The organism is Streptomyces sp. NPDC085481, assembly GCF_044541845.1.
Taxonomy (GTDB): Bacteria; Actinomycetota; Actinomycetes; order Streptomycetales; family Streptomycetaceae; genus Streptomyces.
The window spans coordinates 391,330-413,824 of record NZ_JBITTJ010000001.1; the positions used below are offsets into that span (position 1 = coordinate 391,330).

At 70.3% G+C, this 22,495-nt stretch carries 22 protein-coding genes and 1 riboswitch; of the genes, 6 read left to right on the forward strand and 16 right to left on the reverse strand.

The window, feature by feature from the left end; genetic code table 11:
- The first annotated feature begins 57 nt into the window (after positions 1 to 57).
- Positions 58 to 594 (forward strand): PadR family transcriptional regulator, encoded by a 537-nt coding sequence (locus ACIGEZ_RS01850; protein ID WP_399824648.1) that lies wholly within the window; start codon positions 58 to 60, stop codon positions 592 to 594.
- Here the strand turns inward: ACIGEZ_RS01850 and ACIGEZ_RS01855 are convergent.
- From ACIGEZ_RS01855 to ACIGEZ_RS01875, 5 genes are all read right to left on the reverse strand, one after another.
- Positions 591 to 1,805, reverse strand: coding sequence for a hypothetical protein (locus ACIGEZ_RS01855; RefSeq protein WP_399824649.1), 1,215 nt, complete (start codon positions 1,803 to 1,805; stop codon positions 591 to 593). The genes ACIGEZ_RS01850 and ACIGEZ_RS01855 overlap by 4 nt on opposite strands.
- 25 nt (positions 1,806 to 1,830) lie before the next feature.
- Positions 1,831 to 2,844, reverse strand: coding sequence for an NlpC/P60 family protein (locus tag ACIGEZ_RS01860; protein WP_399824651.1), 1,014 nt, complete (start codon positions 2,842 to 2,844; stop codon positions 1,831 to 1,833).
- A 183-nt stretch (positions 2,845 to 3,027) separates the two neighbouring features.
- On the reverse strand, positions 3,028 to 4,056 hold the full coding sequence (locus tag ACIGEZ_RS01865; RefSeq protein WP_399824653.1) for an NlpC/P60 family protein: 1,029 nt from the start codon (positions 4,054 to 4,056) through the stop codon (positions 3,028 to 3,030).
- Between the two features lie 255 nt (positions 4,057 to 4,311).
- Positions 4,312 to 5,676, reverse strand: a complete 1,365-nt coding sequence (locus ACIGEZ_RS01870; RefSeq protein WP_399824654.1) for an NYN domain-containing protein — start codon at positions 5,674 to 5,676, stop codon at positions 4,312 to 4,314.
- 47 nt (positions 5,677 to 5,723) lie between these two features.
- Positions 5,724 to 5,966, reverse strand: coding sequence for a hypothetical protein (locus ACIGEZ_RS01875; protein ID WP_260228851.1), 243 nt, complete (start codon positions 5,964 to 5,966; stop codon positions 5,724 to 5,726).
- A gap of 151 nt (positions 5,967 to 6,117) precedes the next feature.
- On the opposite strand from ACIGEZ_RS01875, the gene ACIGEZ_RS01880 reads away from it, so the two are divergent.
- Both ACIGEZ_RS01880 and ACIGEZ_RS01885 read left to right on the forward strand, forming a co-directional pair.
- Positions 6,118 to 6,852, forward strand: coding sequence for a rhomboid family intramembrane serine protease (locus tag ACIGEZ_RS01880; RefSeq protein ID WP_399824656.1), 735 nt, complete (start codon positions 6,118 to 6,120; stop codon positions 6,850 to 6,852).
- Positions 6,849 to 7,130, forward strand: coding sequence for an Lrp/AsnC family transcriptional regulator (locus ACIGEZ_RS01885; RefSeq protein WP_399824658.1), 282 nt, complete (start codon positions 6,849 to 6,851; stop codon positions 7,128 to 7,130). Before ACIGEZ_RS01880 ends, ACIGEZ_RS01885 begins: the two co-directional genes overlap by 4 nt.
- Positions 7,131 to 7,198: 68 nt before the next feature.
- Here ACIGEZ_RS01885 and ACIGEZ_RS01890 read toward each other — a convergent pair whose 3' ends face one another.
- The 6 genes from ACIGEZ_RS01890 to ACIGEZ_RS01915 form a co-directional block, all read right to left on the reverse strand.
- Positions 7,199 to 8,590 carry an aminotransferase class V-fold PLP-dependent enzyme gene (locus tag ACIGEZ_RS01890; protein ID WP_399824660.1) on the reverse strand — a complete coding sequence of 464 codons (1,392 nt, stop codon included), beginning with the start codon at positions 8,588 to 8,590 and terminating at the stop codon, positions 7,199 to 7,201.
- A 185-nt stretch (positions 8,591 to 8,775) separates the two neighbouring features.
- Positions 8,776 to 8,892, reverse strand: a riboswitch (SAM riboswitch).
- 77 nt (positions 8,893 to 8,969) lie between these two features.
- Entirely contained in the window at positions 8,970 to 10,034 is a 1,065-nt protein-coding gene (trpD, locus tag ACIGEZ_RS01895) for an anthranilate phosphoribosyltransferase (protein WP_399824662.1), read from the reverse strand.
- Positions 10,035 to 10,167: 133 nt separating this feature from the next.
- Positions 10,168 to 11,793, reverse strand: a complete 1,626-nt coding sequence (locus ACIGEZ_RS01900; protein ID WP_399824663.1) for a cytochrome bc complex cytochrome b subunit — start codon at positions 11,791 to 11,793, stop codon at positions 10,168 to 10,170.
- Positions 11,790 to 12,842: a Rieske 2Fe-2S domain-containing protein gene (locus tag ACIGEZ_RS01905; protein ID WP_399824664.1), complete on the reverse strand. Its 1,053-nt coding sequence runs from the start codon at positions 12,840 to 12,842 to the stop codon at positions 11,790 to 11,792. Before ACIGEZ_RS01905 ends, ACIGEZ_RS01900 begins: the two co-directional genes overlap by 4 nt.
- Positions 12,839 to 13,648: a c-type cytochrome gene (locus ACIGEZ_RS01910; protein WP_399824666.1), complete on the reverse strand. Its 810-nt coding sequence runs from the start codon at positions 13,646 to 13,648 to the stop codon at positions 12,839 to 12,841. The genes ACIGEZ_RS01905 and ACIGEZ_RS01910 overlap by 4 nt, the downstream gene beginning before the upstream one ends.
- A 74-nt stretch (positions 13,649 to 13,722) precedes the next feature.
- Positions 13,723 to 14,343, reverse strand: coding sequence for a heme-copper oxidase subunit III (locus ACIGEZ_RS01915; RefSeq protein WP_399824668.1), 621 nt, complete (start codon positions 14,341 to 14,343; stop codon positions 13,723 to 13,725).
- 187 nt (positions 14,344 to 14,530) lie between these two features.
- Here ACIGEZ_RS01915 and ACIGEZ_RS01920 point away from each other — a divergent pair, with 187 nt between their 5' ends.
- Entirely contained in the window at positions 14,531 to 14,932 is a 402-nt protein-coding gene (locus tag ACIGEZ_RS01920; protein ID WP_399824670.1) for a hypothetical protein, read from the forward strand.
- Positions 14,933 to 14,959: 27 nt separating this feature from the next.
- Here the strand turns inward: ACIGEZ_RS01920 and ACIGEZ_RS01925 are convergent, their stop codons facing one another.
- From ACIGEZ_RS01925 to coxB, 4 genes are all read right to left on the reverse strand, one after another.
- Positions 14,960 to 16,216 carry an Ig-like domain-containing protein gene (locus ACIGEZ_RS01925; protein WP_399824672.1) on the reverse strand — a complete coding sequence of 419 codons (1,257 nt, stop codon included), beginning with the start codon at positions 16,214 to 16,216 and terminating at the stop codon, positions 14,960 to 14,962.
- A gap of 112 nt (positions 16,217 to 16,328) precedes the next feature.
- On the reverse strand, positions 16,329 to 16,727 hold the full coding sequence (locus ACIGEZ_RS01930) for a cytochrome c oxidase subunit 4 (RefSeq protein WP_399824674.1): 399 nt from the start codon (positions 16,725 to 16,727) through the stop codon (positions 16,329 to 16,331).
- Positions 16,724 to 18,460: a cytochrome c oxidase subunit I gene (gene ctaD, locus ACIGEZ_RS01935; protein ID WP_399824676.1), complete on the reverse strand. Its 1,737-nt coding sequence runs from the start codon at positions 18,458 to 18,460 to the stop codon at positions 16,724 to 16,726. The genes ACIGEZ_RS01930 and ctaD overlap by 4 nt, the downstream gene beginning before the upstream one ends.
- Complete coding sequence (gene coxB, locus ACIGEZ_RS01940) at positions 18,457 to 19,422, reverse strand: cytochrome c oxidase subunit II (protein WP_399824678.1); 966 nt, start codon at positions 19,420 to 19,422, stop codon at positions 18,457 to 18,459. Before coxB ends, ctaD begins: the two co-directional genes overlap by 4 nt.
- Positions 19,423 to 19,700: 278 nt before the next feature.
- On the opposite strand from coxB, the gene ACIGEZ_RS01945 reads away from it, so the two are divergent.
- Positions 19,701 to 21,083: a cysteine desulfurase/sulfurtransferase TusA family protein gene (locus tag ACIGEZ_RS01945; RefSeq protein WP_399824680.1), complete on the forward strand. Its 1,383-nt coding sequence runs from the start codon at positions 19,701 to 19,703 to the stop codon at positions 21,081 to 21,083.
- Between the two features lie 55 nt (positions 21,084 to 21,138).
- Here the strand turns inward: ACIGEZ_RS01945 and ACIGEZ_RS01950 are convergent, their stop codons facing one another.
- Entirely contained in the window at positions 21,139 to 22,113 is a 975-nt protein-coding gene (locus tag ACIGEZ_RS01950; RefSeq protein WP_399824681.1) for a carbohydrate kinase family protein, read from the reverse strand.
- A 131-nt stretch (positions 22,114 to 22,244) separates the two neighbouring features.
- Here ACIGEZ_RS01950 and ACIGEZ_RS01955 point away from each other — a divergent pair, with 131 nt between their 5' ends.
- Positions 22,245 to 22,451, forward strand: coding sequence for a hypothetical protein (locus tag ACIGEZ_RS01955; protein WP_399824682.1), 207 nt, complete (start codon positions 22,245 to 22,247; stop codon positions 22,449 to 22,451).
- The last annotated feature ends 44 nt before the right edge of the window (positions 22,452 to 22,495 follow it).

The window sequence follows — 22,495 nt, forward strand, 5'->3', positions numbered from 1 at the left end:
CCTCGAAAAGAGGTAGCATGGACGGCGCGTCCCCGACAAGCGCGAAGGAGCAGACCGGTGCTGGAGCTGACGATCCTCGGCTTCCTCCACGAGCGGCCGCTGCACGGCTACGAGCTCAAGGAGCGCATCCAGGGCCTGAGCGGCCACGTCCGCCCGGTCAGCGACGGCGCGCTGTACCCGGCGATCACCCGCCTGGTGAAGAACGGCCTGGTCGACAGCCGTACGGAGCCGGGCGCGAGCGCCGCCCCGCGTCGCACCCTCTCGCTCACCGAGGAGGGCAGGGCGGAGCTGTTCGCCCGCCTGCGCTCCCCCAAGGACGTCGAGATCACCGACGGCCAGCGCTTCTTCACCCTGCTCGCCTTCCTGGGTCACCTCACCGACCCGGCGGAACAGGCCGCCGTCCTGCGCCGCCGCCAGGACTTCCTCACCGCCCCGGCCAGCTTCTTCTACGCGGAGGGCGCGCCGGTCCGCGCGGAGCAGGAGCCCGATCCGTTCCGCCGCGGCATGCTCCGGATCGCCCGGGCGACGGGCACCGAGGAGAAGGCCTGGCTCGCGGAGACCCTGGCGGAACTCGACCGCAAGGCCGGCGGCTAGCCGAGCCGTTCGCCCAGGTACGTCCGCCAGCGGGCGGTGAAGTCCTCGGGCGTCGTGCCCAGGACGTCCTTCAGGGCCTTCTCGACGGCGCCCTCGCGCTGCGGGTGGGCGCCGACGGCCGCGTAGAACTCGGTCAGCCTCCTCTCGCCCCAGCGGTCGGCGATCAGGGCGCAGGCCAGCCAGCCGCCCTCGTAGGCGCGGGCCATCGCGTCCGCCTCGCCGCCGAAGGTGAAGGCCTCGTCGGCCGGCAGCGCGGCGGGCAGGTCGCCCGCCCGGACGGCGCGGGCCAGTTCGGGGGCGGCCTGGGCGGCGGTGCGGCCGGTACCGCGGTAGGCGACCCAGTCGGCGAAGCCCTCGGAGAGCCAGACCGGGGTGGCGCGGGTGGTCTGGGTCCGGGTGGCGACGTGGGTGGTCTCGTGGGTGAGGACGAGCCGCCGGCCGAAGTCGCCGAGCACCGCGTACGCCTCCGGGTTGACGATCACCCGGTCCGCCGGCGCCGTGGGCCCGCCGCCGATCTCTCCGGTGGTGACGGCCGCTATGCCCCGGTAGGAGGAGGCCGGTGCGCCGAGGAGGCCGCCCATGGCCTCCACCGACGCGGGAACCAGGACCACGACCCGGCCGGCCCACCTCCCGCGCCAGGCCTCCCCGACCGCGGGCACCGCCCGGTCCGCCGCGTCGGCGATCTCCCGCAGCCGCTCCGGGCTCTGGCCGACCCCGAGGACCAGGCTGCGCAGGCCCGTGACGCTCTGCACCTCGCCCTGCTGCCACAGCTGCTGCGGGGCGCCCTCGGCGGGGCGGTCGCCCGTGACGTACCAGCGGCCGTCCCGCTCGGCGAGGTCCAGGATCCGTTCGGTGGTGGCGGGTCCCGAGTCGTAGCCCTTGATCCGGTAGCCGAGCTCGGCCCTGGCGGTGGCCCGCCCCTCACCGGCCGGGTCGACGTCGGTGACCCGGTAGCCCCAGCCCCCGAGCGGGATCTTCGCGAGCCTGCCGAACTCGGTGCGCGCGGCCGGTGCGAGGGCGGGGTCGAGTCCGGCGAGATAGCCGGCCTCGTCCCGTTCGAGGAGCGCCCGCGAGTGCCGGTCGAGCAGGCGCTGGATCTCCCCGGAATCCGGACCGGCCGGCTCCCGGGCCGCGCACCCGGCGAGGGCGAGTACGGCGGCCAGCAGGCACACGACCGCGCCGCGCGCCGCTCGACCGCCCTGACCTGCCACGCCCCCGATCGTACGGGGGAAGCCCTCAGACCCGGGTCACGGTCACGTGGGACATCATGTTCACCGGGTCGTAGCGCACCCGGGCGCCCGGGTAGGGGGCGTGGATGACCTGCCCGTTCCCGGCGTAGATCGCCACATGGCTGGCGTCGCTGCGGTACGTCACGAGGTCCCCGGGCTGCGCCTGCGAGAGCGGCACCCGGCGGCCCGACTGCCGCTGCGCCTGGGAGGTGCGGGGCAGCGCGATGCCGGCCTGGCGGTACGACCAGACCATCAGGCCCGAGCAGTCGAAGGCGGAGGGGCCGGTGGCGCCCCACACGTAGGGCTTGCCGATGGCGCTGCGGGCGGCGATCACCGCGGCGGCGGCCCGCGAGGGGCCGAGGTCGGCGAGCGGCGGGAGTTCCTCGTCGAGGGCGTCGCGGCCGGAGCGCGAGGCCCGCTCGTATCCGGCCCGCTCCTCGGCGGACAGCGAGGCGAGCACCCGGCGGGCCTCGGCGAGCTTCCGCTCGACGGTGCGCTTGTGCCGGGCCACCTCCGACCTGCTGCGCTCGAGTTCGGCCAGCGCGAGGCTCGCCTCCGACCGCTCCTGGGACAACCTGCGCAGCTCGTGGCGGAGTTCGCCGAGCGCGGCACTCTGACGGGCGGTGACCCGGTCGAGCACGGAGGCGCGGTCGAGGTAGCTGTCCGGGTCGGAGGAGAGCAGCAGGGCGAGGGCCGGGTCGATGCCGCCCGAGCGGTACATGGCGCCGGCCACCGAACCGAGTGCGCCGCGCATCCGGTTGATCCGCTCCTGGCCGCGGGCGAGGCTGTCCTGCGCCTGGGAGACCGTCCTGCGCAGCTGGTCGGCCTTCTCGTCGGCCCGGTTGAAGCCCTCGGTGGCCTTCTCGGCCTCCTCGAAGAGCCGGTCGACAGTGGCCCGGGTGGTCTCGGTCGTGGCGCCGCCCGGGTCGGCGTGCGCGGGGACGGCGCCGAGGGCCGAGGCCGCGGTGGCCGCGGCTGCGGTGAGGACGGTGACCCTGGCGGGTCGTCGGTGGGACGCCACGAATCGCGCTCCGTTCGCTTCGACGGACTGGCGCGGCAGACAGTAGCCGGTGATCACTCCGTGTCCAACGAAGCCGCCGGGCACACAAAGTGACGCCCCGCCGGAGACCACAGGTCACCGGCGGGGCGTCACGTCAGTCCAGGATCCGACAAACCACCCGATCGGAGGGCAGGCGCCGTCGCGTCAGATGCGGACGCCGAACTGGAAGGTGCCCATGTAGCTCATCGACTCGTAGCGCACCACCGCGCCCGGCTTCGGGGCGTGCAGGATGGTGTTGTTGCCCGCGTACAGGCCGACGTGCGAGAGGCCGTTGAAGAAGACCAGGTCGCCCGGCTTGAGCTGGCTGCGGCCGATCTTCACGCCGTCGTTCTGCTGGGTGTAGGTGGTGCGGGAGAGCGTGACGCCGGCCTGGCGGTAGGCCCACTGCGTCAGACCCGAGCAGTCGTAGGAGTTGGGGCCCTCGGCGCCGGAGACGTACGGCTTGCCCAGCTGGGTGGCGGCCGCGCTGAGGGCGGCGGCGCCGCGCTGCGAGGCGGGCACCTCGTTGCCGAGGTCGACGCGGTCGCCGGCGGCGCGGCTGGCGCGCTGCTCGTCCTGCTGCATCTTGGCGCGCTCGGCGGCGGTCAGGGTGTTGAGCAGCCTCTGCGCCTCGGCGAGCTTGCCCTGGAACTTCTTCTTCTTCTCGCCGAGCGTCTTGCGGACGTCCTCGAGGTCGGCCAGCTTCGTCGTCGCCTCGGCGCGCTGCTGGGCGAGGGTGCGCTGCTTGGCCTGGATCGACTGGAGCACGTCGGCCTGCTTGGCGCCGAGCTGGTCGATCGCGGACGCCTTGTCGAGGTAGGTGTCCGGGTCGGAGGAGAGGAAGAGCTGGAGCGCCGGGTCGATGCCACCGGAGCGGTACTGCGCGGTGGCGACCGAACCGATCTGCCCGCGCAGGGTGTTGAGCTCCTGCTGGCCGCGGGCGACCTTGTCCTGGAGGGCGCCGATCTCCTTCTGCAGCTTCCCGCGGCGCTCTTCGGCGAGGTTGTACTGCTCCGTGGCCTCTTCGGCCTCGTGGTGCAGCTTGTCGACCTTCGACTTGACCTCGTCGATCTTCGGCTTGGGGGCCGCCTGGGCACCTGCCTGGGCGGAGAGCGCGACGGCCGCTGCGGCGGTCGCGGTGAGCACGGTCACACGCGTGCGGCTCGGCTGCTTGGGACGACGGTGGGACGCCACGAAGGCGATCTCCTTCTTCCTCAGCCGCCCGGCCGAACTGCGGCAGGCGGGACCAACGCTGCCATCCCCGATGGATGATCAACCGCGCGCAGGTTCGAGCCCCGACCCTAGTGACCATCTTGTGATCAGTTCAAATCCCAACGGGCAAAATCTCGCTCACTCGACAACTTATTTCCCAACACCGCACAGGTAGTGAGGGGAACTTGACCCTGAGCGGATCAGAAAACGGGCATTAAGCCCAGGAGTTACGAGACATCACGAGAGACGCGAAAGCCGCTTCAGCAACAAGGCGGACGCCACGGGCCTGGCACCGGACTTGGCGACCCCGTCGGCCACTTCGCGGTCGGTGGAGACCACCACCACCGGACGGCCCGGCGGCTCGGCCCGCACCAGCTGGCGGATCAGTTCGTCCGCCGTGACACCGGGCTTGGAGAACAGCACCCGTACCCCGCGCGGCGGCGCGAGCAGCACCGGCGCCGCGAGCTCGGCCCCGTCGAAGACACAGGTGACCTCGGCCCCGGAACGGGCCGCGAGCGCGGAGAGCCCGCCGAGCAGCCGCAGCCGCTGCTTCTCCAGCGGCATCGTCGGATAGCCGGTCTTGGTGACGTTGTAGCCGTCCACCACCAGATGCGCCTGGGGCAGTTCGAGCAGCTGGTCGAGGAGCGCCGGGTCGGTCTCGGACAGGGCGCGCGCCGCGATGTCCTTCGGCGACATCCGGCCCGGCTCCACCGCGTCCACGGTGTCCGCGGGGTGCATCGAGACCGGGGGCAGGGCCAGTTCGCGCCGCAGCCCCTGGGCGGCGTCGAGCACCGTGTCCAGGAGCAGCCGCAGCCTCATGTCCTCCACCGAACGGCCCTCGCGGGCGGCCCGGCGGCTCGCCTCCAGGGCCGCCTCCACCTCGCCGAGCCGGGCCTTGAGCCGCCGGGTCTCGCTCTCGGCGGCCGAGACCTGGGCGGCGGCCTCGGTGCGGGCGGTGTCGAACTCGGCCTGGGCGCGCCGCAGCGCCGCCTCGCCGCGCTTCACGTCGCTCTGGGCGCTGCGCAGCTTGCGGTGAAGCGATTCGGCTTCCTTGCGGGCCGCCTCCAGTTCGTGGCGCAGCTGCTCGGTCTCGGCCCTGGTGCGCTCCTTCGCGCCCGCGACCTCCTCGCGCAACCGCTCCAGCTCGCGGCGGCTCGCCTCGTCGGCCCGTTCCGCGCCGGCCCGCTCGGCCTCCTCGCCGGCGGCGGCCACGAGCTTGCCCCAGCCCGTGGGGCGCAGCACGTAGGCGGCCGCGGCGACGTCGACCGGGTCGGCGGCGGCGGGCGGGGCACCGGACTCCACGGACCCGGCCAGCTCGGGCTGGGCCTCCTTGAACCGCTCGCCGATCCGCTGCCGGAAGAGCGGATCGGTCTCCAGGGCGGCCGCCATGGCGTTGCCGGCGAACTTGGCCCGCCGGGAGGCCGTGAAGCGGGCGTACTGGCGCAGTGGGGCGGGCAGCTCGGCGAGGGTCAGCCCGCCGAAGGCGTCCGCGACCAGCGCGACCACCTTGCGCCGTACGGGCTCGGGCAGCGGTCGGTCGAGCGCCTCGGCAGCGTCGTCTGCCGAGCCCGCCGGCTCATCACCGTGCGCGGGCTGCTCCACGATCCGTCACCCCACTACCTGTCGTCGTCGCCCTTCCGGGCCGCTTCTCAGGAAGCGGTGCCCGGCCTGTCCACCAGTTCGATCTGGTCCACCGCGTTGCACCAGCGGCAGCGGACCGACTCGATGGTCTCACTGACCACCTCGCGCTCCTCGACCTTCGGCTCTCCGGCGAGGTCCAGATGGACGTACTCGACGACCTTGGACGAGCGCGTGACATCGAAGCGGGTCAGATTGCCGCAGAGGGTGCAGCGCCAGCGGGTCTCGGCGGTCGGCAGGGGAACCGTCGTCATCGTGCCGTCCTCTTTCCGTACGAGGCTTTACGGGCCCGCGGTGCGCCGTCGAACTGCGGGAGTACTGCCCGTAACCCTACGGCCTCCCTGGTACCCCATGTCACGGCGAGGCACTCTGTCCAGGTGGGCCCCGGTACGCCATGATCTGTCCATGATCGACTGGCGGGGCGCGGCCCTCGGCGCATGGCGGGGCGCCCGGAGCGGGCCGACCGTGACGTACGGCCTCATCGCCCTCTGCGTGCTGCTCTTCGCGACGAGCCCGGTCTCCGGACTCAACCCGGTGTACGGCACCGGCGACACCCTGCTCGCGGCGCAGAACGCGTACTTCCAGCGCTGGGGCGTGATCCCGGCCGACCTGACCAGCGGCCATGCGCGCGCCCTGCTCACCCCGCTGACCGCGCTCTTCGTCCACGGCAGCTGGCTGCACCTGCTCGGGAACATGCTGTTCCTGTACGTCTTCGGGGCGATGGCCGAGGAACGGATGGGGGCCGGCGCGTTCGCCCTGTTCTACCTGGGCTGCGGCGCGCTGGCCCTGCTCGGCTACGCGGCGGCGCACGCGGACAGCGCGCAGACGCTGGTCGGGGCGTCGGGGGCGATCTCGGGGGTGCTCGGGGCCTTCCTCTATCTCTTCCCGCGCTCCCGGGTCACCAGCCTCTTCCCCTTCCTCTTCTTCCTGCCGCTGCGCTTCCCGGCCTGGATCGTGCTGATCTTCTGGTTCGTGCTCCAGTGGCTGGCGGCGGGCTCGGCGGGGGCGGGGCCGGGGGTGGCGTATCTGGCCCATGTGGTGGGCTTCGCGATCGGCTTCCTCTTCGCGTGGGGCCGGTACAGAGGTGGAGCTAGAGTGAAGCCACCAGCAGCGGCCACCGAGGGAGAAAGCCAGCCGTGATCACCGCGATCGTGCTCATCAAGACCAGCGTGGACCGCATCCCCGAGATCGCCGAGGCGATCGCCGCGATCGACTCCGTCTCCGAGGTGTTCTCGGTGACCGGGACCTACGACCTGATCGCCATGGTCCGGGTGGCGCGCCACGACGACCTGGCCGACGTCATCCCCGGGAAGATCAGCAAGATCCCCGGCGTCGAGGGCACCGACACCCATGTCGCCTTCCGTGCCTACTCCCAGCACGACCTGGACGCCGCCTTCGCCATCGGCCTGGAGTCCTGAGCCGGCCCGGACATCGCTGAAGGGGGCCTCCCGCCGGGGAGGCCCCCTTCACTCGTACGAGGGAGTGCTCAGCCGCGGTCCGGGACGCAACGGCCTCCCTCGGTGCGGTACTTCCACTGGGCGCCGTCGCGCACCAGCTCCTTCACCGCGCCGACGAACCGCTCCACGTGCTCGTCGGGCGTGCCCGCGCCGAAGCTCACGCGGATGGCGTTGAGGGTGGGGGCGCCCCCGGACGAAGTCCCGGCGGGCTCACCGGGGGTGGCGTCCGGCGCGCCGCACTCGCCCGGGTCCTGCGGGTCGCTGCCGAGCAGGGTGCGCACCAGCGGGTGGGCGCAGAACAGGCCGTCGCGGACGCCGATGCCGTACTCGGCGGAGAGCGCGGCGGCGAAGTGGGAGCTGTTCCAGCCCTCCACCACGAAGGAGAGGACACCGACCCGGGGCGCGTCGTCGCCGAAGAGCGAGAGCACCCGCACCTCGGGCACCTCGGCCAGGCCCTCGCGGACGGTGTCGATCAGGTGCTGCTCGCGGGCGACGAGCTGCGCGAAGCCGGCCTCGGTGAGGGCCTTGCAGGCGGAGGCGATGGAGTAGACGCCGATGACGTTGGGCGAGCCGGCCTCGTGCCGGGCGGCGGTGGTGTGCCACTCCACGTCCACACCGCCGTCGGCCCGGCGGGCCACCGTGCGGGAGGCGCCGCCGCCCGCGAGGTAGGGCTCGGCGTCCCGCAGCCAGTCGGCGCGGCCGGCGAGGACTCCGGAACCGAACGGGGCGTACAGCTTGTGCCCGGAGAAGGCGACCCAGTCGACGTCCGACTCCTTCACGGAGACGGGGTGGTGAGGCGCCAGCTGGGCGGCGTCGAGGACGATCCGGGCACCGTGGGCATGGGCGGCGGCGGCCAGTTCCCTGACCGGCCACAGCTCGCCGGTGACGTTGGACGCGCCGGTCACGCAGACGAGCGCCGGGCCGTGGGGTACGCGGTCGGCGAGCGCGCGCTCCAGGGTCTCGACGGCCTGCCGCGGGGTGCGCGGCGCGTCGAGGTAGGTGACCCGGGCGTCCTTCCAGGGCAGGAGGGAGGCGTGGTGCTCGGTCTCGAAGACGAAGACCTGGCAGTCGGCCGGGACGACCGCGGCGAGCAGGTTGAGCGAGTCGGTGGTGGAGCGGGTGAAGACCACCTGGTCGTCGGGGCGGCAGTCGAGGAACTCGGCGACGGTGGCGCGGCTGTTCTCGAACAGGTCGGTGGAGAGCTGGGAGAGGTAGCCGGCGCCACGGTGGACGCTGCCGTAGTACGGGGCGTACGCGGCGACGTCGTCCCACACGCGCTGGAGGGCCGGGGCGCTGGCGGCGTAGTCGAGCGCCGCGTAGGTGACCTCGCCGCCGGTCACGAGCGGGACGGTGACATCCCGGCCCAGAACGGGCAGCGGGGCACAAACGGACTGGTCGGCGGCAACGGTGGCGACGGACATGGCGAACTCCCGTACAAGGCAGGCGAATTCGGCGCCTCGACGCGACCGGGCGCGGGCTGCGCGTCGGTGCGGAGGCACACGAAGAAGGAAAAGGGGGTGCGACGAAGAAGGGGCTTCGAAGCCCTAGCGCATTCGCTTGCTCACGAGACTGCTCCCTTGAGGACCAGGACCCCAGGGTGTGCAGGGGTCCGCGCTTGCCGTAGACCTCGCTGCCTACGGCCTGGTCTTCACCCGGGGCACCCCGCCACGGACGGAGGGTTGCCGGACAGCCAGCCGGGGCTTGACAGCTGTCACTCATGACCTGGCACAGAACGTATGCCACGTGATCGCCGCCGCGCAACCCCGTCCCGGATTCCGGAACGGGGTGCGCGCGGCGCCCCTACCTGTTGCTGGCCGCGATCCAGCGCTCCAGCGTCTGCCGCGCCGCCCCCGAGTCGATCGACTCGGCCGCCTTCGCGATGCCCGCGCGCAGCTGCTCCACCAGGGTGCCCTCGCCCGGCTCAAGGGCGGTCAGCGCCGCCGCCGCGTTGAGCAGGACCGCGTCCCGTACCGGGCCGGTCTCGCCGGCGAGCAGCCGCCGGGCCACGTCGGCGTTGTACGAGGCGTCGGCGCCCCGCAGCGCCTCCAGGGGGACGAGGTCGATGCCGACGTCCCGGGGGTCGAAGCGCTCCTCGGTGACCGTGCCGCCGCGGACCACCCACACCCGGGAGGTCGAGGTGGTCGTCAGCTCGTCCAGGCCGTCGTCGCCGCGGAAGACGAGCGCGGAGTTGCCGCGCTCGGCGAGCACCCCGGCCACGATCGGCGCCATGCGCGGGTCGGCGACCCCGACGGCCTGGGCCCGCACCTTGGCGGGATTGGTCAGCGGGCCGAGGACGTTGAAGGTGGTCCGGATCCCCAGCTGGCCGCGGGCCGCGGCGACGTGCCGCAGCGACGGGTGGAACCTCACCGCGAAGCAGATGGTGATGCCGGCCTCCTCGGCGACCTCGGCGACCCGCTGCGGGGTCAGGTTGAGGTTGATGCCGAGCTTCTCCAGGACGTCGGAGGAGCCGGAGGCGGAGGACGCGGCGCGGTTGCCGTGCTTGACGACCTTCGTGCCCGTTCCGGCGACCACGATCGACGCCATGGTGGAGATGTTCACCGTCTTGGCGCCGTCGCCGCCCGTGCCGACGATGTCGACGGACGGCCCCGGCACCTCGATCACGTTGGCGTGCGCGTACATGGTCCGGACGAGGCCGGTGATCTCCTCCACCGTCTCGCCCTTGGCCCGCAGCGCCACCATGAACCCGGCGATCTGTGCGTCGGTGGCCTCGCCGCTCATGATCAGGTCCATCGCCCAGGCGGTGTCGTCGGCGGAGAGGTCCCGGCCGTCGAGCAGTCCGTTCAGCAGAACGGGCCAGGAGCGGCCCGCCGCGGTGTCGCCTCCAGCGGGGTTCACAGCGCTCATGGTCGCTCCTGGTGTGTACGTAAGGAATATCCGGGTGCTCCCACCCTATCGACCCCCGGGGACGGCAAAGAGCCCCGTCCAGCGAATGGACGGGGCTCTCGCCGTGGCGACCTGGGTCAGGAGCTCGGGTGGATCAGTGGTGGCCGTGGCCGCTCGTGATCTCCTCGTACTCCTCGACGGTGGGCTTGGCGATCTGGTTGTCGGCGCCGTAGTAGCTCTTGTTGAGCTTGACCCGGAGCTTCTCCATACGCCCGATCTTGCGCTCCACACCGTTCTCGTCGACGGCCGGCGGCAGCTCGGCCGGCTCGTACTGCTCGTGCGCCGTGAGCCGGTGCCGCTCGCCCTGGCTGAGCGGCTGGTGGACCTCGACGAACTCACCGTGCGGCAGGCGCTTGATGATGCCGGACTCGCGACCGTGCAGCACCTTGTCCTTGTCCCGGCGCTGGAGGCCGAGGCAGATCCGCTTGGTGACGACGAACGCGATGACCGGTCCGACGAAGAAGAAGATCCGGACGAACCAGGTGATCGAGTTCAGCGACAGGTGGAAGTGGGTGGCCCAGAGGTCGTTTCCACCACCGACGAGCATGACCATGTACGCGGTGATCCAGGCGACACCGAAGGCGGTGCGCGTCGGAGCGTTGCGCGGGCGCTGCGCGATGTGGTGCTCGCGCTTGTCGCCCGTGATCCAGGACTCGATGAACGGGTAGACCGCGATCGCGGCGAGCACCGCAGGGAAGATCGCCAGCGGGATCATCACGCCGAGGACCAGCGTGTGGCCCCACAGGTTGATCTCCCAGCCCGGCATGACACGGATCAGACCCTCGGCGAAGCCCATGTACCAGTCGGGCTGGGCGCCGGTGGACACCTGGTCCGGGCGGTACGGGCCGATGGCCCAGATCGGGTTGATCGAGGCGATCGCCGAGATGACCGCGATGACACCGAAGACCAGGAAGAAGAAGCCTCCGGCCTTGGCCATGTACACCGGCAGCAGCGGCATGCCGACGACGTTCTTGTTGGTGCGGCCGGGACCCTCGAAGTGCGTGTGCTTGTGCACGAACACCAGGATCAGGTGGGCGACCACCAGGCCGAGCATGATGCCCGGGAGCAGCAGCACGTGCGCCGAGTAGAACCGGGCCACGAAGTCGCCGCCGGGGAACTCGCCGCCGAACAGGAACATCGACAGGTACGTACCGATGATCGGCACGGACAGGATCGCGCCCTGCATGAAGCGGACACCGGTGCCGGAGAGCAGGTCGTCCGGGAGCGAGTAACCGGTGAAGCCGGTGAACATGCCCAGGAAGAACAGCAGGAAGCCGAACAGCCAGTTGATCTCACGCGGCTTGCGGAACGCGCCGGTGAAGAACACGCGCATCATGTGCACGAACATGCCGGCGAGGAAGATCAGCGCCGCCCAGTGGTGGATCTGCCGGATGAGCAGACCACCGCGCACCTCGAAGGAGATGTGCATGGTCGAGTTGAACGCCTCGGACATCAGCTGTCCCTGGAGCGGGACGTACGGTCCGACGTACTCCACCTCGTTCATCGACGGGTGGAAGAACATCGTCAGATAGACGCCCGTCAGGATGATGATGAGGAAGCTGTAGAGGCAGACCTCGCCCAGCATGAAGGACCAGTGGTCCGGGAAGATCTTCCGCATGTTGGCCTTGGCCAGCGTGTAGATCCCCAGGCGACCGTCGGCCCAGTCGGCGATCCGCTCACCGGCGGGCGCCTTCTTCTGCGTATTGCTCACATTGCTCATCCGCGCTCCCAGAAGGCAGGACCGACGGGCTCGTCGAAGTCGCCGAGCGCCTCAAGGAAGCCCTTGTCGTTCACGCCGATCCGCAGCTGCGGCAGGGCGTGGCCGGCCGGGCCGAAGATGACGCGGGCGCCGTCGGAGAGGTCGAAGGTGGACTGGTGGCACGGGCAGAGCACGTGGTGCGTCTGCTGCTCGTACAGGGAGATCGGGCAGCCGACGTGGGTGCAGATCTTCGAGAAGGCGACGATGCCCTCGTGCGACCACTCGAGCTCGCGCTTGTCCTTGATGTCCTCCGGCTGGATCCGGACGATCATCAGGGCGGCCTTGGCGATCTGGACCTGGAAGTGGTGGTCGTGCTCCGAGAGGCCCTCGGGCATCGCGAAGGTCAGCGAACCGACCGCGACGTCCTCGGGGCGCAGCGGCTCGTTCGTGTTCATGTTGACGAGCTGCTTGCCCTTCGCCCACAGGGTGGAGCGGAGCTTCTCCTCGGGCAGCGGGCCCATGTCACGCAGCAGCACGAGGCCGGAGAGCGGGACCAGCGACAGCGCACCGAACATCGTGTTGCGGATGAGCTTGCGGCGGCCGAAGCCGGACTCGGCGGCACCGGCCGCGAAGTCCGCCATGACCTTGGCCTTGACCTCCGGCGTCGCCGCCATCGGGTGACGCTCGTCGGCGACCTCGACATCGGACATGAGGGTACGGGCCCAGTGGACCGCGCCCGCGCCGATGAAGAACAGGGCCGCACCGAGGGTCAGACCCAGGGCGAAGTTGAGCGCGGACACCCGGCCGAAGGGCCAGATGTACACGATCTTGTCGACCGGGAAGATCACGTACGAGGCGATGAAGCCGATCGTGGCCAGCATCGACAGCGTGAACATGAAGGCGACCGCACGCTCGGACCGCCGGGCGGCCCGCTCGTCGATGTCCTGGATGCGCGGCTTGTGGGGCGGGAGGCCCGGGTCGGCGAACGGGTCGTCGGCGACCTTCACCGCGCCGTGCGCGGTGTCCTGCGCGGAAGGCAGGTTCTCTTCTGAATTCTCTTGGGTACTCATGACTTCTTGGCCTTAGCGGTGTGGGCCGCGACCCAGATGGCAACTGCAATCAGCGCGCCCAGACCGAAGACCCACGCGAACAGACCCTCGCTGACGGGGCCGAGCCCACCCAGCTTGAGACCACCCGGGTTGTCGGCCTTGTCGCTGTTGACGGCCTGGACGTAGGCGATGATGTCCTTCTTCTGCTTCTCCGGCATGGTCGTGTCGGGGAAGGAGGGCATGTTCTGCGGACCCGTCTGCATGGCCTCGTAGAGGTGCTTCGGGCTCACGCCTTCGAGGTTCGGGGCGTACTTGCCGTAGGTCAGCGCGCCACCCTCACCGGTGAAGTTGTGGCACTGGGCGCAGTTGGAGCGGAACAGCTCGCCACCCTTGGCGATGTCTGCGCCGGCCGGGCTGTACTGGCCTTCCTTCGGCACGACAGGGCCGGCCCCGAGGGAGGCGACGTACGCCGCGAGCTGATCGATCTCAGCCTGCGTGTAGATGACCTTCTTCTTCGGGACCTGGGCGCCGGGCTGCTGGGCCGGCATACGGCCGGTGCCGACCTGGAAGTCCACGGCCGCCGAGCCCACGCCGACCAGGGACGGGCCGTCAGAGGTGCCCTGACCGCCGGTTCCGTGGCAGCTGGCACAGCCGACGGAGTAGAGCTTCTTGCCCTCCTCGATGGCCAGGGACTGGGCGGTTTCATCGGCCTTCGCCGTGCCCGCGGGCGCGAAGGCGGCGTACAGCCCCCCAGTTGCCGCCAGCGCGAGAAGTAGGACGACGACCGCCGCCAGCGGATGGCGTCGTCGTGCGGAGAGCTTTTTCACGGATTACCCCGGTGTCAGGATCTTCTGCGTCGATGCTTGCTGGATGTGTCGGTCCGCCGTGTCGGCGGAACCGATTACTTGATCATGTAGATCGTGGCGAAGAGGCCGATCCAGACGACATCGACGAAGTGCCAGTAGTAGGACACGACGATGGCGGCGGTTGCCTGCTCGTGAGTGAACCTCTTGGCGGCGTACGTCCGGCCCAGGACCAGCAGGAAGGCGATGAGACCGCCCGTCACGTGCAGGCCGTGGAAGCCGGTGGTCAGGTAGAACACCGTGCCGTACGGGTCCGAGGACAGCGAGAGGCCGTCCTTCTTGACCAGCTCGGTGTACTCGAAGACCTGGCCGCCGATGAAGATCGCGCCCATCACGAACGTGAGGATGAACCACGACCGGAGCTTCTTCACGTCGCCCCGCTCCGCGGCGAAGACGCCGAGCTGGCAGGTGAGTGAGGAGAGGACCAGGATCGTGGTGTTGGTCGCCGAGAACGGGAAGTTCAAGGCCGAGGCCTTTTCCGACCAGAACTCCGCGCCCATCACGGATCGCAGGGTGAAGTACATCGCGAAGAGGGCCGCGAAGAACATCAGCTCGGAGCTCAGCCAGATGATGGTTCCGACGCTGGTGAGGTTCGGTCGATTGACCGACGGGTGCGCGTGCCCGGTATCTACTGTCGTTACTGTCGCCACGACCGACATTATGTCGGTCGCTTATCCCGCCCTCACTCCGGGGGGTGCCGTTCGGAGTGTCCGGGGCGCGTGTCCTGCCCGAACGGCCCATCCGAGACGGCATCCGGCACCCTTCGAACAGGTGTTGAACGGGTGTTGACGGGGTGTGGACCGGAGTAGCATCCGCGCAACGACCGACCACCTTCACGGAGGAACGATGCAGTCGAGCGCCACGGTCCTGGTCTACAGCGACGACGCGAACACCCGCGCGCAGGTCCGCCTCGCGGCCGGCCGCAGGCCCGCGGCCGATGTTCCCCCGGTCGAGTTCGTCGAGTGCGCGACGCTGCCCGCGGTGCTGAAGGCGCTGGACGAGGGCGGCATCGACGTCTGCGTGCTCGACGGCGAGGCGGTGCCGGCCGGCGGCATGGGCGTGTGCCGCCAGATCAAGGACGAGGTCTTCCGGTGCCCGCCGGTGCTGCTCCTGATCGGCCGCCCGCAGGACGCCTGGCTGGCCACCTGGAGCCGTGCGGACGCCGCGGTCACCCTTCCGGTGGAACCGGTGGAGTTCGCGGCGTCCCTGGCGGCCCTGCTGCGCTCGCGGCTCTCGATCGACGCGTAGCCGAAGCGGCGCCCCCACGGGCACCCCTTAGATGCTGGGCCTGAGGCGGGCCTTGGCGTCCTCGGTGGCGGACGGGTCGGAGGTGTCCGTCACCAGGGCGCTGCCCTTGCGCCACTTGTCCCAGGCCAGGTTCCAGTCGCCGAAGCCGTTGCCGAAGGTGTCCATCATCTCGCCGTAGCTGTTGACGGTCTGGACGATGTCGCCGGGGCGGACGGTCTCGTAGAACCAGGCCGCGTTCCCGGTCGACATGCCGACGCAGCCGTGACTGACGTTGGCGACGCCCTGGGAGCCGACGGACCAGGGGGCGGCGTGCACGTACTCACCGCTCCAGGTGACCCGGGTGGCGTAGTAGACGGGCAGGTCGTACGAGTCGGAGCTGTCCTCCGAGATGCCGATGCTGGTGCCCCGCATCCGGACGTAGTACTCCTTGCCCAGGACCACTTTGATCCCGTTCCGGGTGGAGAAGCCCGGTTTCCCGGTGGTCACCGGAATGGTGTTGATCACTTCTCCGTTGCGCTTGACCGTCATGTAGTGGGAGCCGGCGTCCGCGACGGCCTCGATGCGGTCGCCGATCGTGAGCTTGAGCGGCTTGGACGCGCCGCCGTAGAGCTTGTCGCCCACTCTGAGGCCGGCCAGGTTGCCGGTCACCGAGACGGTCGTGCCCGCGGGCCAGTACTCCTTCGGACGGAAGTGCAGCTTCTTGTCGTCCACCCAGTACCAGGAGCCCTCCACGGCCGGGACCGAGCGGACCTTGAGGGCCCGTTCGACGACCCCGCGGGCCGCCTTGTCCTTCACCGGGAGGCTGAGGTCGGCGGTGATCGGCTGCCCGACGCCGTACGTGCCCGCCTCCGGGCCGAACGCGACGGTCAGGGCCCGTTTGGCGGGCGCCGTCTCGAACGTGAACGTACGGGCCCCAGGGGCGCCGTCCTCGTCCTCGGTGGCCACCCGGACGGTGTAGCGCGCTCCGGCCGCGAGCGCGGCCGTGGAGCGCCACTTGCGGCCGTCCGCGGTGAGCTCGCCGGCCAGGTGGTGCCCGGACTCGTCGAGGGCGGTGACGTCGGTGATGCGCCCGTCCTCGCCCTTGGCCGTGATCTCCAGCGGCTTCTCCGGGTCGGCCTTCTTCCCCTCGGCGGGGGCGTTGAAGGCGACCTCGTCCGCCGCGTCGTAGGGCCTCGCCGACAGCGGATGGCCCCCGGAGCCCGCACACGCGGTGGCGCCTGCGGTGACGGTGAGGGCCAGAAGAGTGCAGCTCAGAAAAGTCCGAATGCGCGGCGTGTCGTTCATGACTTCACGTTAAGAACCATCCTCGCGAGCAGCGCGCCGAGCGTGGCAAAAGAGGGGCCCGGTCACTTCGCGCACGAAGTGACCGGGCCCCTCGGGGTGTTACGGGGTGCTGCTACTGGTTCTGGTTCTCACCGCGGTAGAACTCGAACACCCAGCCGAAGAGGCCGACCAGGATCAGCGGTGCCGAGAAGTACAGGATCCACCAGCCCATCGCGATGGCGAGGAAGGCGAGCGCACCGCCGACGGCCAGCGAGAGCGGCTGCCAGCTGTGGGGGGCGAAGAAGCCCACCTCGCCGGCCTCGTCCGCGACGTCGGCCTCCTTGTCGTCCTGCGCCATGGCGTCGACCCGCCGGGCCGTGAAGGCCAGGTAGTAGCCGATCATGATGCAGAGAGCGAACGCCAGGAACAGCGCCGTCGTACCGACCGGCTCCTTCGACCACACGCCATAGAGGATCGCCATGGCGAGGACGAAGACGCTGAGCCAGATGAACATCTTGCCCTGGATCTTCACTTGCCGGCCTCCTTGCCGCCGCTGAGGGCCGCCACCTCGTGAGGCTTGTTCTCGAGCTGGTCGAGAGCCGCGATCTCAGGGTGGTGCAGGTCGAACGCCGGGGATTCGGAACGGATCCGCGGCAGGGTGAGGAAGTTGTGCCGCGGCGGCGGGCAGGACGTCGCCCACTCGAGCGAACGGCCGTAGCCCCACGGGTCGTCGACCTCGATCTTCTTGCCGTACTTGGCCGTCTTCCAGATGTTGTAGAAGAACGGCAGGATCGACATGCCGAGCAGGAACGACGAGATCGTCGAGATCGTGTTCAGCGTGGTGAAGCCGTCGGCGTCGAGGTAGTCCGCGTAACGACGCGGCATGCCCTCGGCACCCAGCCAGTGCTGCACCAGGAAGGTGCCGTGGAAGCCCACGAACAGCGTCCAGAAGGTCATCTTGCCGAGCCGCTCGTCCAGCATCTTGCCCGTCATCTTCGGCCACCAGAAGTGGAAGCCGGCGAACATCGCGAAGACCACGGTGCCGAAGACGACGTAGTGGAAGTGCGCGACCACGAAGTACGAGTCGGAGATGTGGAAGTCCATCGGGGGCGAGGCCAGGATGACGCCGGTCAGACCACCGAAGGTGAAGGTGATCAGGAAGCCGACGGCCCAGAGCATCGGGGTCTCGAAGGACAGCGAGCCCTTCCACATTGTTCCGATCCAGTTGAAGAACTTCACGCCGGTCGGTACGGCGATGAGGAACGTCATGAAGGAGAAGAACGGGAGGAGCACGCCACCGGTCACGTACATGTGGTGGGCCCACACGGTCACGGACAGACCGGCGATCGCGATGGTCGCGGCCACCAGACCGATGTAGCCGAACATCGGCTTACGGCTGAAGACCGGGATGACCTCGGAAATGATTCCGAAGAACGGCAGCGCGATGATGTACACCTCTGGGTGTCCGAAGAACCAGAAGAGGTGTTGCCACAGCAAGGCGCCGCCGTTGGCCGCGTCGAAGACGTGGGCACCGAACTTGCGGTCCGCCTCCAGGGCGAACAGCGCGGCCGCCAGGACCGGGAAGGCGAGCAGGACCAGGACACCGGTCAGCAGCACGTTCCAGGTGAAGATCGGCATGCGGAACATCGTCATGCCCGGAGCGCGCATGCAGATGATCGTGGTGATGAAGTTGACCGAGCCGAGGATCGTGCCGAAGCCGGAGAAGGCCAGACCCATGATCCACATGTCGGCGCCGACACCCGGCGAGCGGACCGCGTCCGACAGCGGGGAGTAGGCGAACCAGCCGAAGTCGGCCGCACCCTGCGGGGTGAGGAAGCCGGCCACCGCGATGATCGAGCCGAAGAGGTACAGCCAGTACGCGAACATGTTCAGCCGCGGGAACGCCACGTCGGGCGCGCCGATCTGCAGCGGCATGATCCAGTTCGCGAATCCGGCGAACAGCGGCGTCGCGAACATCAGCAGCATGATCGTGCCGTGCATCGTGAACGCCTGGTTGAACTGCTCGTTCGACATGATCTGCGTGCCCGGACGGGCCAGCTCGGCGCGCATGAAGAGCGCCATCAGGCCGCCGATGCAGAAGAAGGCGAACGACGTGACCAGGTACAGCGTGCCGATCGTCTTGTGGTCGGTGGTGGTCAGCCACTTCACCACGACATTGCCGGGCTGCTTGCGGCGTACCGGGAGCTCGTTCTCGTACGAGTCCTCAGCCGCGGCTGCCCCGTGGGGTTCGTTGAGGATGCTCACAGCTTGTTCGTCTCCGCATTCCTGGCCGGGTCCGTCTGCTCGATGCCCGACGGGATGTAGCCGGTCTGCCCCTTCTCCGCCAGCTCCTTCAGGTGCTGCTGGTAGCGCTCCGGAGAGACCACCTTGACGTTGAAGAGCATCCGGGAGTGGTCGACACCGCACAGCTCGGCGCACTTGCCGAGGAAGGTGCCTTCCTGGGTCGGGACGACCTCGAAGGCGTTGGTGTGACCCGGAATGACGTCCTGCTTCATCAGGAAGGGGACCACCCAGAAGGAGTGGATGACGTCACGGGAGGTCAGGACGAACCGGACCCTCTCGCCCTTGGGCAGCCACAGGGTCGGGCCCGGGTTGCCGGTCTGCGGGTTCCGCGTGCCGGGGATGCCGGCGTCGTAGACGCCACCGGCGTTCGCCGGGAAGTCTTCCTTGAACCGGTCCGGAATGGCCGCCAGGTTCGGGTCCGTCTTGGCGTTGCCGGCCACACCGGGCACCGGCTCGACGTAGTTGAAGCCCCAGCTCCACTGGTAGCCGACCACGTTGACGGTGTGGGCCGGCTTCGGGGTGAGCTCGAGGAGCTTCGACTCGTCGCGTGCGGTGAAGTAGAAGAGCACCGAAACGATGATCAGCGGGGTGACCGTGTACAGCGCCTCGATGGGCATGTTGTAACGGGTCTGCGGAGGAACCTCGACCTTGGTGCGGCTGCGCCGGTGGAAGATCGTGGCCCACAGGATCAGGCCCCACACCAGGATGCCCGTGAGGAGCGCTGCCGCCCACGAGCCCTGCCAGAGGGAGAGGATCCGCGGCGCCTCTTCGGTCACCGGGGTGGGCATACCAAGGCGGGGGAAGTCTTCCCAGTTGTACGAGCAGCCGGTGGCTGTCGCCAGGATCAGGCCCGCAGTCAGCACCTGCGGCAGCTTCCGCCGCATCGGGCGCCGCGACGAGCGGTCGGAGCCGTTGGGACTCACGTAGCGCCTTCCCGAGAGTCTCGGCCCGCGTTGGTCGGCCACGGCCGTCCGTCTCGCTGGTCGGTCGCCGCCCCGGCCGCGGGCAGGGGTTTGGATGTTTATGCGGACCAAACCCTACTGGACGCTATTTGGGGTCGCGCGGGGAGGGTGCCCAACGCGCCGTCCGAGTCCCCGAAGGGGTGGACTCCTGCGTTCCGCGGGTGGCTTCCAGGGGGCCGACCGGCGGTGCGGGCGGGCCTTCTGACGGGGACTTACCCGGGCGGGGTTAGCGTGGGCGGATGCCGTACTTCGACGCCGCCTCAGCGGCTCCGCTGCACCCCGTCGCCCGGCAGGCGCTGCTCGCCGCCCTGGACGAGGGCTGGGCCGATCCGGCCCGGCTCTACCGGGAGGGGCGGCGGGCCCGGCTGCTGCTGGACGCGGCGCGGGAGGCCGCGGCGGAGGCGGTGGGGTGCCGCCCGGACGAGCTGGTCTTCACTCCTTCGGGAACGCGCGCGGTTCACACGGGAGTCGCCGGGGCGCTAGCCGGGCGTCGGCGTGTCGGGGACCGGCTCGTGGTGTCGGCGGTCGAACACTCCTCCGTGCTGCACGCCGGCGAGGCGCACACGGCGGCGGGCGGTTCGGTGACCGAGGTGCCGGTGGGGCGGTCGGGCGCGGTGGACCCGGCGGTGTTCGGGGCCGCGCTCGACTCCCGTACCGCGCTGGCCTGTCTGCAGTCGGCCAATCACGAGGTGGGCACGGAGCAGCCGGTGGCGGAGGTCGCGGCGGCCTGCCGGGCGGCGGGGGTTCCGCTGCTCGTGGACGCCGCGCAGTCGCTGGCCTGGGGTCCGGTGCCGGAGGGCTGGTCGCTGCTCGCGGCGAGCGCGCACAAATGGGGCGGCCCGGCGGGGGTCGGGCTGCTCGCCGTACGCAAGGGTGTCCGGTTCGCCCCGCAAGGTCCGGCTGACGAGCGGGAGTCGGGGCGGGCGCCCGGTTTCGAGAACCTGCCGGCGATCGTGGCGGCGGCGGCCTCGCTGCGGGCGGTACGGGCGGAGGCGGCGGCCGAGGGGGCGCGGCTGCGGACGCTGGTCGACCGGATCCGGGCGCGGGTGCCGGAGCTCGTGCCGGACGTGGAGGTGGTGGGCGATCCGGTGCGGCGACTGCCACATCTGGTGACGTTCTCCTGTCTCTATGTCGACGGGGAGACGCTGCTGCACGAGCTGGACCGGGAGGGTTTCTCCGTTTCGTCCGGTTCATCGTGTACGAGCTCGACGCTGACGCCCAGCCATGTGCTGCGCGCGATGGGCGTGCTGAGCGAGGGCAACGTGCGGGTGTCACTGCCGGCCGGCACGGCGGAGGAGGACGTGGACCGCTTCCTCGCGGTGCTCCCGGGCCTGGTCGCCTCCGTACGGGACCGGCTCGGCGCCCCGGAGCCGGCGGCGGCCACCGGCGCGGGCGGCACGCTGGTGGTCGACGCGCTGGGCAAGCGCTGCCCGATCCCGGTCATCGAACTGGCCAAGGTGATCGGCTCGGTCCCGGTGGGCGGCACGGTCACGGTGCTGTCCGACGACGAGGCGGCCCGCCTGGACATCCCGGCCTGGTGCGAGATGCGCGGCCAGGAGTACGTGGGCGAGGAGCCGTCCCCGAAGGGCGGCACGGCGTACGTCGTGCGCAGGGTCTCCTGACGCGCCGGAGCCCCGGGCGGGCTGCCCGGGGCTCCGGCGAAGGAGGTCGTGCGGGTCAGGACAGGTGGGCCTGGACCTCGGCGGCGGCCTCGTCGCCGTACGCCTTGGTGAAGCGCTCCATGAAGTTGGTGCGGCGCAGGGTGTACTCCTGCGTGCCGAGCGTCTCGATCACCAGGGTGGCGAGCATGCAGCCGACCTGGGCGGCGCGCTCCAGGCCGACGCCCCAGGACAGACCGGTCAGGAAGCCGGCGCGGAAGGCGTCGCCGACACCGGTCGGGTCGACCTTGGCGTCCTCCTCGGCGCAGCCGACCTCGATCGCCGGCTCGCCGACGCGCTCGATGCGCACGCCGCGGGAGCCGAGGGTGGTGACCCGGTGGCCGACACGGCTCAGGATCTCCTGCTCGGTCCAGCCGGTCTTGGACTCGATCAAGCCCTTTTCGTACTCGTTGGAGAACAGGTAGGTCGCGCCGTCGAGGAGGGTGCGGATCTCCTCGCCGTCCATGCGCGCGATCTGCTGCGAGAAGTCGGCCGCGAAGGGGATCCCGCGGGTGCGGCACTCCTCGGTGTGGCGCAGCATCGCCTCCGGGTCGTCGGCGCCGATCAGCACCAGGTCGAGCCCGCCCACGCGGTCGGCGACGGCCTTCAGCTCGATCAGCCGCGCCTCGCTCATCGCGCCGGTGTAGAAGGAGCCGATCTGGTTGTGGTCCTTGTCCGTGGTGCACACGAAGCGGGCGGTGTGCAGGACCTCGGAGATGCGGACCGAGGCGGTGTCGACGCCGTGCCGGTCGAGCCAGCCGCGGTACTCGTCGAAGTCGTAGCCGGCCGCTCCCACCAGGATCGGGTTGCCGCCGAGCTGGCCCATGCCGAAGCAGATGTTCGGACCCACACCGCCCCGCCGGATGTCGAGGTTGTCGACGAGGAAGGACAGGGAGACCGTGTGGAGCTGGTCCGCCACGAGCTGGTCGGCGAACCTTCCCGGGAAGGTCATGAGGTGGTCGGTGGCGATGGAGCCGGTGACTGCGATACGCACGGCTGGACGCTCCTGCGGGAGGGACGGTGATGACAGTTCACGCTACCGGGTGCGGCGGCGCATGCCGAACAGCGGAAACTACCCCAGAGTAGGTCTTTTCCCCGGACACCCGGCGTGCGTACGGTGCGCGCATGACCCAGTACCCCGCTCCCCGTGAGCCTCAGGAGTCCGAATTCAGCCTTGCGCAGCTGTGCGGAGACAGTGCACGGATGGCCCCGCACTGGGTGACTCCGGCCGAGCCCGCGGCCGCTCCGGTCTCCCCCGCGCTCATCCACGGCGTCGACGTGCCGGCCGCTTCGGCCAGACTGATCGCGGCCACCCCCGAGTACGGAGCCTGACGGGCGGAACCGATCGCGCGCCGCTTCCGTCCCATGGGTGTCTT